13 protein-coding genes are annotated in these 12,311 nt (G+C 33.6%); 1 reads left to right on the top strand and 12 read right to left on the bottom strand.

Annotation, left to right across the window (positions count from 1 at the left end):
- Positions 1-3: 3 nt before the first annotated feature.
- The 12 genes from AC4BC7_RS07890 to AC4BC7_RS07835 all read right to left on the bottom strand — a co-directional run bounded on the left by AC4BC7_RS07890 (position 4) and on the right by AC4BC7_RS07835 (position 11,262).
- Positions 4-375 (bottom strand): YdcP family protein, encoded by a 372-nt coding sequence (locus tag AC4BC7_RS07890; protein WP_490504331.1) that lies wholly within the window; start codon positions 373-375, stop codon positions 4-6.
- Between the two features lie 12 nt (positions 376-387).
- On the bottom strand, positions 388-702 hold the full coding sequence (locus AC4BC7_RS07885) for a YdcP family protein (protein ID WP_325820500.1): 315 nt from the start codon (positions 700-702) through the stop codon (positions 388-390).
- Positions 703-861: 159 nt separating this feature from the next.
- Positions 862-1,272, bottom strand: a complete 411-nt coding sequence (gene arsC / locus AC4BC7_RS07880) for an arsenate reductase (thioredoxin) (RefSeq protein ID WP_490504330.1) — start codon at positions 1,270-1,272, stop codon at positions 862-864.
- Between the two features lie 7 nt (positions 1,273-1,279).
- Positions 1,280-2,338, bottom strand: a complete 1,059-nt coding sequence (gene arsB / locus AC4BC7_RS07875; protein ID WP_490504329.1) for an ACR3 family arsenite efflux transporter — start codon at positions 2,336-2,338, stop codon at positions 1,280-1,282.
- The gene (locus AC4BC7_RS07870) at positions 2,331-2,675 is read right to left on the bottom strand and encodes an ArsR/SmtB family transcription factor (protein ID WP_490504328.1); all 345 of its coding nucleotides are present in this window, start codon (positions 2,673-2,675) and stop codon (positions 2,331-2,333) included. Before AC4BC7_RS07870 ends, arsB begins: the two co-directional genes overlap by 8 nt.
- Positions 2,676-2,765: 90 nt before the next feature.
- On the bottom strand, positions 2,766-2,894 hold the full coding sequence (locus AC4BC7_RS07865) for a hypothetical protein (protein WP_490504327.1): 129 nt from the start codon (positions 2,892-2,894) through the stop codon (positions 2,766-2,768).
- A complete protein-coding gene (locus AC4BC7_RS07860) occupies positions 2,879-3,187 on the bottom strand; it encodes a hypothetical protein (RefSeq protein WP_490504326.1) in 309 nt (102 codons plus the stop codon). The genes AC4BC7_RS07865 and AC4BC7_RS07860 overlap by 16 nt, the downstream gene beginning before the upstream one ends.
- Positions 3,180-4,259, bottom strand: coding sequence for a DNA cytosine methyltransferase (locus AC4BC7_RS07855; protein WP_490504325.1), 1,080 nt, complete (start codon positions 4,257-4,259; stop codon positions 3,180-3,182). Before AC4BC7_RS07855 ends, AC4BC7_RS07860 begins: the two co-directional genes overlap by 8 nt.
- Positions 4,260-4,358: 99 nt before the next feature.
- Positions 4,359-6,671 (bottom strand): YecA family protein, encoded by a 2,313-nt coding sequence (locus AC4BC7_RS07850; protein WP_490504324.1) that lies wholly within the window; start codon positions 6,669-6,671, stop codon positions 4,359-4,361.
- 581 nt (positions 6,672-7,252) lie between these two features.
- Positions 7,253-8,473, bottom strand: coding sequence for a hypothetical protein (locus AC4BC7_RS07845; RefSeq protein WP_490504323.1), 1,221 nt, complete (start codon positions 8,471-8,473; stop codon positions 7,253-7,255).
- 578 nt (positions 8,474-9,051) lie between these two features.
- Complete coding sequence (locus AC4BC7_RS07840) at positions 9,052-10,551, bottom strand: PTS transporter subunit EIIC (protein ID WP_490504322.1); 1,500 nt, start codon at positions 10,549-10,551, stop codon at positions 9,052-9,054.
- 18 nt (positions 10,552-10,569) lie between these two features.
- Positions 10,570-11,262 (bottom strand): N-acetylmannosamine-6-phosphate 2-epimerase, encoded by a 693-nt coding sequence (locus AC4BC7_RS07835; protein ID WP_490504321.1) that lies wholly within the window; start codon positions 11,260-11,262, stop codon positions 10,570-10,572.
- A 150-nt stretch (positions 11,263-11,412) separates the two neighbouring features.
- On the opposite strand from AC4BC7_RS07835, the gene AC4BC7_RS07830 reads away from it, so the two are divergent.
- A complete protein-coding gene (locus tag AC4BC7_RS07830; RefSeq protein WP_490504320.1) occupies positions 11,413-12,228 on the top strand; it encodes a MurR/RpiR family transcriptional regulator in 816 nt (271 codons plus the stop codon).
- Positions 12,229-12,311: the final 83 nt, after the last annotated feature.

Here is a 12,311-nt window from a genome sequence, read left to right as displayed (position 1 = left end):
CCGTTAGCCTTGTTTATTCTTTGGATCAATCTTTGGTGCAGGTGTCGGTTTATTTTTCAACACTAAATCATCGGCTTTTATATACCAGTCGACATCCGCCCCACGAAATGTTGCATTTGCGACTGTATCAGCAATCGGGTTCACTAGCGCCACTTCTGCATTGTACTCAAATTCTTTTAATGACACAGAAGCAGGAATACTGACTTGGATCATTCGTCCTTGTTCTTTGGATTTTAAATCATAGGTTCGTTCCTTGACTTCCGTTGATACAGTGCCATCTTCGTTGGTTAAAAAGACTTCCCGACGCAACGCTGAAAAACGTAAACGACCAAAAGTTTGTTCTTTATCAATGACAATTCCTTGTGCTAATCTCATTTCTTTTCCTCCTTAGGCTTTGACCATATCGTCAGCGTGCAATACATAATTCGTAAATCCTCGTTCACCAATTTTATACCCCTCTGCGACAATGCGTGGATTGACTAATTGAACAAGCTGATCGGCTTCAAAGAATTTTTCACCGGCAGTATGAGGTAAAATGACCTCAATATCATCCGCACGTTGCACATCTGAATATAAGTTGTAACTGCGAGAAACAGTAGACATTCGACCATTGATTCGTCGTTGTTCCACGGCTCCTTCACCGGCAAATTCTAAATTCCCAAACGTTTCTTTCATGATAGGGACGACATATTTTAATTCCATTGTATTTCCTCTTTTCATTAAATTTTTTGTTGTCGAAAGTGAATGCAAATCATGGGTGATTCCTAAATAAGTGGGGGAGAACGTGGAATATTGTTCATATCATTCATTCCTTTCCACAAAAAAAGCAATCAAGATTTTTCTTGATTGCTTTCAATAGGCTTATTCTATTTCTAAATGCTGTATTTTTTCCTTGATTACATCTCTAACTTCTCTGAATTTATTCATAATTTCTTCTTCACTACCCGTTGCTTTTGCAGGGTCTTCTAATCCCCAATGAAGATGTGTGGCTGTTTTAGGAATTACTGGACAATTGTCTTTGGCGTCACCACAAAGGGTAATAATTAAATCCGCTTCATTAAAATACTTTTGGTCGATTAAATCCGACGTTTGAACCGTTATATCAATGCCATCTTCTTCCATGATTTTAACAGCTCTAGGATTTAAACCATGTGTTTCAATACCCGCACTGCGAACTTCAAAGCCTTTATCAGTTAAATATTTTTTGCCATAGCCTTCTGCAATTTGGCTACGACATGAATTTCCCGTACACAAAAAATAAACTTTTTTCATCATTTCCTCAATTCTTCGCTGGTTCAAACCAACCGCGAGTTTTATTTACTAATTTTACAAGAAGTAACATCACTGGTACTTCTGTTAAAACACCTACTGTACACACAAGAACAACAGGTGAATTGACCCCAAATAAGGTAATTGCCACAGCAACAGAAAGTTCAAAGAAATCTGAGGCACCTATTAAAGCTGCAGGTGCTGCTACATTATGTGGTTGTTTAGTCAGTTTACAAGCAAAATAAGCAGAATTTGCTGTAATGATATTTTGCAAAACGAGTGGGACGGCAATCATTAAGACATGCCAAGGATTACTGATAATAATACTTCCCTGATAGGTAAAAATAATAATCAGCGTTAGTAGTAAACCAATCGTTGTAATCGGATCAAATTTAGGTAAAAATTTTGTTTCAAAGTAATTTAATCCTTTATATTTAATCACTAAATAGCGAGTGAATGCACCACCCATCAAAGGGACTAAAACAAACAATGCAACTGAAGCAAAGAGAATTCCCCAAGGAACAAAAACATTGTTGATTCCTAGTAAGAGCGAAACAATTGGAACAAATAAAACGATAATTAGCAAATCATTAATTGATACTTGAACCAGCGTGTGCGCAGGGTCACCTTTCGTCAGATTACTCCAAACAAACACCATAGCCGTACAAGGTGCTGTTCCTAATAAAACTGCCCCAGCTACATAATCTCTTGCTAAATCCGTAGGAATAAAATTGCGAAAAACAACATAAAAGAAGAAGGTTGCGAGTCCAAACATTAAAAACGGCTTAATTAGCCATGCGGTAATACTTGAAATAGCTAGTCCTTGATAATTCTTTCGAACATCTAAAATAGATTTGAAATCAATTTTCATCATCATGGGAAAAATCATAATCCATGTCAATACAGCAATCGGAATATTCACATTCGCAATTTGAATTTTTTCTAATTCTTGAGAAAAGGAGGGGGAAAATTGTCCAATTAGTATTCCTAACACCATGCAAAGTAAGACCCAGACCGTCAAATACTTCTCAAAAAAATTAATACCTGTATTTTCTGTTTCTTTAGCCATTTGCATTCACCACCGTTTCTCCTTTAGAAGAGCATTGGCTTGTTTCATGACAAATACAACTAGATTCACTTGAGAAAAGTTGTTGCATAGAGCCGTTAAACTCTTCTACAAAGGTTTCTGTCAGCTCATAATAATGCCAGAGCCCCTTTTTTGTAACGCAAACAATACCTGCTTTTTCTAATACTTTCATGTGGTGTGATAACGTAGGTTGGGTAAAATCAAAATGTTCTAAAATGTCACAAGCACACATGGTTCCACACGATAAAATATCCACTATCTTTAAACGTTTAGAATCAGCTAAAGCTTTTAGTATTAAAGCTATTTTTTCATAATTCATGATTGACACTCCTTATATCGACAGTTATCTATGTATTAATATAGATGGTTGTCGATATAAAGTCAATTACTTAATAAAATTCTTTTTTTATTAAATTATAAGATAGGTACCATCTGATAATTCAAACGCTTCTTCTGAAATTTCTGAATTGGTGGGTTTTTCTTCTAAATGGGTGAGTCGGTTTAAACGATTTAATCCATCTTCTAAGGAGTCAACCACGTCTTTTCAACCAATTCCTCTAAATAAGGGAATAACGGATAGTGACTGTTTTCTTCTAATAAAAGGGCCAAACGGTTTAAATCTGAAATATCGGTATCGTATTCCAATCGGAAAGGGGCTTCCCAATCTTCAATTTCAATCAACTGTTCGGCCAGTATTTGTCTTCCTTTAGGTTCTCGTCCATCAATGTGTTGAAGAAATTGGAAATTATGAATGGAAGCATTTAATTGATTTATGGCATTGGTACATAGGATTTGTTGAGCAGCGTGTAAACTTTCTGTATCTCTAATCATGAGTAACCTTCTTTCCATAAACTTTTGAGACATTTGAGAGGATGTATTCTGCACAGGGTAGAACAATTGAATTTCCTAAAGCTTTGTATCGAGCAAAATCACTGATGAGTTGCTTCTCCACACCATATTTTGTCCAATGTTCAGGCAAGCCCATGATTCGTTCACATTCAAGTGGTGTGAGCTTTCGGATAAATCCTTCTTTTTCTAATCCTTCTTGCCAATAAGCAAAGACATCTACGGTACCAGCTAATAGGGTGGGAAAAGGGTCAGTTGTTTTTCCAAAGCTGGAAATGAATCCTGAGTGGTTTTGTGTTTTTGCATAGGTTCGCATCCGGCGCTCTTGGAAGGGATAGAGGTGTATTTTCCGCCTTGTTTTAGCAACAGACTTTCGATTCGTTTGGGTGGCCGACAATTTGTTCGAGTGGCTAGATTCAAAATTCGGTTGCATTCCTTTGGTGTCAAATAGTATTTCTCTGGCACGGAAGTCTCTAAAATCTGCGACGAGAAAGATTCTTCGACGACGTTGGGGCACGCCCCAATATTGACTGTCAAAGACTCGCCAACAGAGATCAACTGTTCGGCTTCGCACCATTCCAGCGTGTGCCCATTGACGAGAGGGAGGAATTGGAACTTCGGTTTGAACGAAGGCTTCCAGGACGGCCTTAAAATCCATCCGGTCATTTGAAGAAAAAGCTCCCATGACGTTTTCCCAAATAGCGAGAGTTGGATAGTTTCCATTTGTAGCATGCCTCATTTCTTCAATAATTCGAATAGCTTCATAAAATAAATTGGATTTCTTGCCAGCTAAACCTTCACGATTTCCGATGGTTGAAAGATTTTGGCAAGGGGATCCAAAAGTGACAATATCAACGGGTGGAATTTTTCCACCGTGTAATTTGGTTAAGTCCCCTAAATGGATCATATTAGGAAAATGTCGTTTAGTGATGCGGATTGGTGCTTTTTCGATTTCACTCGCCCAAAGTGGTGTGATGGAATTTTTTTGAGCAGCTAAAGGGAAGACACCGATACCGTCAAAGAGGCTACCTAGAGTTAAATTTGTTATTGTAATCAACTCCTTGTAAATAAAAAAGACACCTCAGTTATCTGAAGTGTCTACATTTAATATTTTTGCTTATAAAAAATTATTTTATTAAAAACTAAATTATACTATTTATTTCCCACAACATTTTTTATACTTCAATCCACTTCCACATGGACAGGGAGAATTTCTCCCAATTTTTTTCTTTTTTGAATCACCAATCATTTTTTGAAATCTTGTTCCAAATGTAATCTCTCCATATGTCTTAAGTTCTGATAATTTTTCAAGAGGTATGTCTTGTTTATTTTTTTCTTCAAACCAAAAATCAATTATTTTCATTTCTGAATCTACATATAAATGAATTAAAATTAAGTTTGAAAAATTACCATAAGCTAGCATGCCATTACAATACTTTAACATCATATCTCGTGGGTATTTTTCAATATCTGGTTGGTCTATGAACAGAACATAACGACAATCTTTACCTGCGGATATTGCAGGAACCATACGTTTTAGTTCAAGTTGTCTTCTTTGAAGAGATACAATACTTTTTGAAAAAAAATCAGCACCTTCAGTTGAAAAATCTAACAGGAAATTAGAAAAAATAAGTTTTTTTCTTAGATCATTTTTTCCCAATAAACAAAGTAATTGCCTTCTTGTATCATCAAAATCCCTTTCGGGTCTAAGTTTTTCTTCAGTTGACCATAAAGACATAAAATAATTATCTAGTTGTTCTCTATATCCAAAACCTTGAAAAATCATATTTTTTTTACCATTACTAAAAGTTTTAGGATACATATTGTGTTCAATATACATACCTAAATGGTCTAATTCATCAGTTAAACGCATTTGTTCGATTTGAGTAGCATTTGTTCTATTTTCAAGAAAGTTAAGAAATATGAATGGAGACTGAAAGTAATCCTTATACGTTCTTAAATCCTCAATAGAAATTACAATAGTTCCAGCTGCTATATTTACTTTATTTAACTTTTCTGCTCTTGCAGCAAATTCATTAAAGTCATCTATAGTTACACACATAGTATAGATGTAATCATAATCATTCATTTGGAAAGTTTTTTTCACGTGCTTCTGTTTATCATATATTGATGATTCGTTACTACGTTTAAGATAGTCGACTGTTCTCTGACATTGTTGATCCGCTTTTTCAACTAAGGATTGGTATGATTTGAGATGTGATTGATAGTTTATAATAGCTGGAATGGGTGAGAAGGATCCAGCCTTTACTTCCACAATAATTAGACTATTTTCATATTCTACTATAATGTCATTTTCGTTCATTTGCTTTAGTGATATTTTTCTGGGATAGTAGTTATCTTTGAAAATTGTACAATTAGGTAGTAATTTCTGAAAAATATTTGAAATAGCTGTTTCAGATGAATTCTTCTGAATTTGTTCCCAAAGATTTATATTTTGGGTATTAGTATCAAATAATAGTTTCTGTAGAATGCGATAAATGTTGTCAAATAGATTATAATAAGCAAAACAATAATATTTACCTTCTATCTCAATAAATGGTTTTTTTTGTATAGGTAAGGATATTATTGGCCAATAATTAAATCCAGGTTGAGAAAAATCAGCAAATTCATCTATTGATAAAGATAATTTCTTTATGAAATTTACAGGCCAATTAGTTATTCCCTCAATATCATTCGAAGCATTTCCAAATAGAGTTTCAAATAAAACTGTTCCTTCGCTAATGAATTTTTGTTGAGGGTTCTCAAAATCAAAATCAGGATTTAACATCATACTTCTTAATTGGGAAACAGCTTTACCTCTGTCTTGGGTTAAACTACGCTCGATAGATAATAGACCATCAATCAACTCATTGGCTGAAATGTCATAGTTATCTTGAAGTAATTTGTCTAGAGGTTGTAACAACGTATCGAAATGTTCTCTGAATTGAAATTGATACCTTTTTCCTCTAACTTGAGAAAATAACTGAGCTTCCACAATATAAAGTATATCGTCCTTTTCAATTTTCAGCTTGTATTCCGCATATGCAGCCCAGTAGAAGTACCATTCCTCAATTGCTTCATAAAGCGCTATTGTCTCAGATTGAATTTGATAAAAGTAAGGCTCTTGCTTTTTCTTATCATATTCAAGTTTACTAAATTGAATCGCATCTGATACTAGTAAGCTCTGTACATATTCTATAGCTCTGTTTTGTAAAATTTGTTCTTTAGAATACTCGATTTCTGAGCCCATAAGAGCACTACTAAAATAATCAGTAGTAGTAAGGAAGTTCATTAAGTCAAGAGGATTCGTTTTATGAATTAATTCAATTATACGTGCTATTCTTGTTGTAATGTCATGCGTTTTTTCATGATAAGAATTTGAAAGTTTTATGATTTGAGTTTTTCTCATAGGTTCTGAAATATTATTTGAAAAAGTAATATGATTATAATTTATTTTTTGTTTAGACATTAAAAACACTTTCCTTTCAAAACATAATTTTGAGTATCCTGTGATAAGTATTTTTTTTGATAGGATAGATATTATTTATTTAAATCTATATAAAGGAACAAATGTTCGCTTTATATTAACATAGATTTCAATTTTAGAAAAGTGCTTTCTAACTTAAGAACATACAAGCTATGATTTAATTAAAAATCGAATAAAAATATATAAATGTTACAGCTTAGGTACGCTAATTCTAATTACTTATATAGTAGCAATTAGAAGAAATACTTCAGAGATTACATTGTTGCATGAACTCATTTCACAGTATCATTATGAATTAATAAAATTTTTAAATGAATACGTTTAATAAAAGTAATATTTGCAATTCATTTTCCGAATATTCTATTGAATTTAGTGTAACAAAAAAGACGTTTCTACAAATTTTACATAGAAACGTCTCAAAATGCTGTATTCAAAAAAGAATATCATGTTCAAATTCGATAAAACTTAAATCGAATAATTTTTCCTTGCTAACACTAGCTAATCGTTCACAAAAATTTTGAGTATTTTAGAGTAAATAATAAATCAGTTGGTTCATGAGATCTTTAATTAAAATATTTTCTATTCATTTCAAATGCTCGCGCTTGAATTAGTAAATATAATTCTTCTTTTGTCAAATTCAAGCAGTATTGAGGAAGTTCTTCATCCTCAATTAAAATCGAGAGGGAAAAGCCTTTAGCTAATTTTGCTGACTCATAACTAATATCATCTAAATCTCCAATTTCATATTCACAAAAATTCAAAATTTTTGAGTATTCGTACATATAATCAGATTGAAATAAAAAATCAGGAAGAATTAATTCGATATCTTTAGAAGGAGTGTCATCCATAGTATTAAGCGAACATTGGTATGCAGGAATCACTTTCAATTCTAATTCTTTTAAATAATTTGAAATTCTACTTTTATCTTTCTGTTCAAACTTTTCCAAATCAATCTGCAACATCTTTATATACCAATCTATATGTTGACTATAATAGTCTTTTAAATAAATGGTTTCTTTTGAAAAAGTTCGGAGAGCTTTTATTTTCTCTAATGTTGATAAATTATTAGACAATGAAATCTGGTTGTTCTCAATGGTATATTTTTTTGTTATAATGTAAAAGTTTTCTAATAAAGAAGTTAATTCAATTAATGACATATACCTTGTATGAGCATATTGTAATATTTTTTCTACTGTTATTTTTAGCTGCCCACCATATCTTCGTTCTATTTCTCTATTATTAGAATACAAAGAAATAGAAAAATTTTCGCCATCTAGACTTGTAGACCAACTGCTAAAAAACCTAGCTCGTATATATTCCCCGTCCACTTCTAAGCTAATTTCATTACCATTAACAGCATGCATTCCAAAAAAGGCACGAATATGTTTAAAATAAACCTCATCTGAAACTTTTTTTCCAAAAATGTCTCCTTCAAAAACAGATGAATCTTTTTTTAAAGGAGATGATTTAATTTCATCAGCTAGAGAAAAGGTATTCCAAATATTATTAATGGCTTCAGTTAATATATCAACGGTTAGAATAAAATGAGCAAATTCTAAAGCACCTTTATTATGATGTTTTCTGCTAAAATTTGGTTTAGATTGCAATCCTGACAACGAAACATCAATCCAATCCATACATGAGCAAATTTTACTCCATAAGTTCTTTTTTTCTTTTTGATTGAGTTGTGTATAGTCTGCAAAGTGTTTCATGACAAAATAATTGTTAGAATTTATTGTACGTCTGAGATTCTCAGCAATTTTTTTATCAAAAGTATACTTCATAATTAATCCCCTTAAAAAAAGATTTAAATTTACTTAAATCAATTCTATCATACAAATAGGCAGCGGTAAGAATTAATAGTATATAGATTTACTGGTAGTAGAATTATAAATACGAGGAGTGCTAAATTATTATCAAAAGGTGTAATTCTTGCCAACACTTTTTCCGAATTTTTCCGTAATTTTTCTTTTTTTAACTTTTATTATCTTTTCCCTTTTTAAATTATTAATTCCTCTTAGTACCTATAAAGGTTATTCTATCAAGGGTTTAAAAGGTACAAACTAACTTTAATTAACGATAAATAATACTACTGGTCAATTGCATTAAACAACTCTTAATCTGCGGGTCTAGGGTTCGAGCCCCTATGCCCCCATGGGTGCCAAACCCACGAAGTCGGAGAATTGTTGGTGCGAAAGCATTTCGAAAACGATTCTCGCGGCTTCTTTTTTTATGTTATCAATGTTATTTTGCAAATAGTTGGTTCTAATATTTAAAAGCCCGAGTGATACTCATTGCATAAAGCAAGCTATCACTCGGGCTTTTTACTCACGAATCATTTTAATAGTTGTTAGCAGTTGCTTTATTCATCTTCTCCTAAAATTTGATTGATTTCTTGAGAAAGTAAATCAGCTTTGCCTCCAAAAACAGCTTGAATGCCACCTTTTACTTCAAAAACGGCGGTTGCGCCTAATTTTTGAATGGCTGCTTTATCTACGATTGTGCCATCAGTTACTGCGACTCTTAAACGCGTAGCACAAGCTTCCACTGATTCAATATTTTCATTATTTCCCAATGCAGAAATAATCATCAATGCTTCTTGATGTAAACTTGTTGTTTGATCGATGGCAATTTCTGTGTCTTCTGAGGAAGTATCCATGCCAGGAATCGCTACTTTAAATTTAGTGATACAGAAACGGAAAACTACATAATAAATGACTGCCCACACAATGCCTAGGGGAATCACTAACATCCAGTTTGTTTTGTCATTTCCTTGTAAGACACCAAATAGCATAAAGTCAATTAAACCACCAGAAAATGAATTTCCAATGCGAATATTTAACAAGTCAGCAGCTAAGAAAGACAAGCCATCTAGAAAAGCATGAATAACATAAAGCCACGGAGCTACAAATAAAAACATGTATTCAATCGGTTCAGTAATTCCTGTTAACGTGGAAGTGAGTGCGCCACTGAAATACAATCCAGCATTTTTCTTACGATTTGCTTTTGGAATTGAATGGTACATCGCTAAACAAGCTGCAGGCAAACCAAACATCATCGTTGCGAAACGTCCTGCGAAGAAGCGCGTGCCATAAGTAAATAAACCTGTATGATTAGAATCTGCCAATTGTGCAAAGAAAATATTTTGTGCACCTGAAATGACATTACCTGCGACTGTTTCAGTACCGCCTAGTGACGTATACCAAAATAGGGGATAGATGGTATGATGCAAACCAACAGCGCCGGTTAATCGTAATAAAAAGCCATATAAAAATGTACCTAAGCTTCCCATTTGAGCAATATTTTCACCAAGAATACCTAATCCATTTTGAATAGGTGGCCAAATAATGTAGAAGAATGCGCCTAAAATAATTGCGGCAAAAGAAGAAATAATAGGAATAAAACGTGAACCACCAAAGAATCCTAAAAATTGAGGCAATTCAATTTTACGATATTTATTATGCAAAAACGCAACGGTGCTACCAATGACAATGGAACCAACTACACCAGTATCAATGACCGCGTCGGCTTCTGAAAATAATTGCAAAAAACCACTGATTGTTGCTGTATAAACAAGATAAGCAACACCACCAGCTAAGCCAGCAGTCCCTTTATCACCTTTGGCTAAACCAACAGACACACCAATAGCAAAAATAAGCGCTAAATTCGCAAATACTGCATTCCCTGCATAACTCATAATACTTAAAATTGTTTGTAACCACTGTTGATTCAAAAATGGGTAGGCAATAAGAGCGCTCTCATTTGTTAATGCACCACCTAATCCTAATAGCAATCCGGCAACCGGTAAGATTGCGATGGGTAACATCATTGCTCTACCTATTTGGGAAAATTTTTTAAACATGTTGTTTTCCTCCTTAATCTATTCGTTAAACGCAGCAATAAATCGACTAGCGATTTCTTTTGGTCGTGTAATTGCGCCACCGACAACAATTCCAGTAACACCTAATTTTTTGATTTTTGCTACTTGTTCAGGCGTTTGAATATTTCCTTCTGCAATTACCGGAATGCCTTGTGCAAGCAAGGATTGAATTAAAGGGATATTTGGCTTTTCTGCATCGAGACTATCGTCTGTATAACCACTCAATGTTGTACCAACGAAATCAATTCCAGCTTCAAAGGCATTTAGTCCTTCTTTAAGAGTAGCAATATCTGCCATAAACAATTGGTTTGGATATTTTTCTTTTATTTCTCTGATAAATTGATTGATTGTTTTGCCGTCATGACGTTCACGTAACGTGCAATCTAACGCAATTATTTCAACACCGATGGCAACTAGCTCGTCAACTTCTTTTATAGTGGCAGTAATGAATGGCTTTTGTGGGGGATAGTCTTTTTTTACGATACCAATAATAGGTAAATCAACCATCTCCTTGATTTCTTTAATATCACGTACAGAATTTGCACGTATACCAACAGCACCTGCTTGTTGGGCAGCTAAAGCAAATAACGGCATAATGCCCCCTTTTTTGGTATACATTGGCTCGCCAGGAAGTGCCTGACAAGAAACAATGACGCCACTTTTCATTTGATGAATGAGCGTTTCTTTTTCCATTCTCCTTTTTGCCTCCATTTTTAATTATATTTTGGAGTTTAACTCCGATAACGAATTCTATCATGCGCTTTCATTTTTGTAAATAGGCATGATTTATTTTTTTTGTTACGATATAATAAGAATTATCAAGATAGAAGAGGACGTCAAACGATGACATTTATTCAATTAATCCAAGAACATTATCCTAACTTAACAAAATCAGAAAAAAAAGTAGCGGATTATTTATTAACAATTAAAGAAAAAATAATTTATTCGACAATGGGTGATATTAAAGAAATGGCAAACGTAGGCGATGCTACCATTGTTCGTTTCTGCCAAAAATTAGGTTTTTCTGGATTTGCAGATTTAAAAATCGAGGTAGCTAAAGAGGATTTTAGTCGTAGCCACACAACGGAAGAACATACTTTTTATGATACTATTTTAGAAAATTTGTTTGATGCACTGAATTCGACGCGCCAATTAATCAATGAAAAAGCATTAACTCATGCAATTGCTGAAATTACAAATGCTAACCATCTGTATGTTTTTGGTGTGGGGTCTAGTGGAAATACTAGTATGAATTTGGAGAATATGTTTTTGCGAGTGGGCGTTCATTGTAAAGCAGTCGTTGATCCACATTTTCAATCTCAATCCGCTTCATTATTAGGCAAAAATGATGTCGTTATTGGATTTTCATTGAGTGGGCGCACCAAAGATACATACGATTCTCTGCAAATTGCTAAAGAAAATGGTGCAACGATTATTGCAGTGACAAATTATCTTTCTTCACCGATTGCTAAGTTAAGTGATATTGTGTTGCAAACTTCAATTGAAGAATTTTTAGATGGAGGGTCTCTTGCAGGAATTATTTCGCAATTATATATTTGTAATGTGCTAGTACAAGGCTATGAAATCTACAACAAAATAGATACCATCCCGTTAAGAGAAAAAGCCTTGCGTTCGATTTTAGGAAAAGCTATTGAATAGTTTATTTAGACTGTAGATATCATCCATGATTTGGATAAAATCTACAGTCTTTTTGTAGAGCTTGACTAGCTATCCCTAACAGA

Source organism: Enterococcus sp. AMC1623, from assembly GCF_058216495.1.
This window is presented reverse-complemented; position numbering and strand designations above follow the sequence as displayed.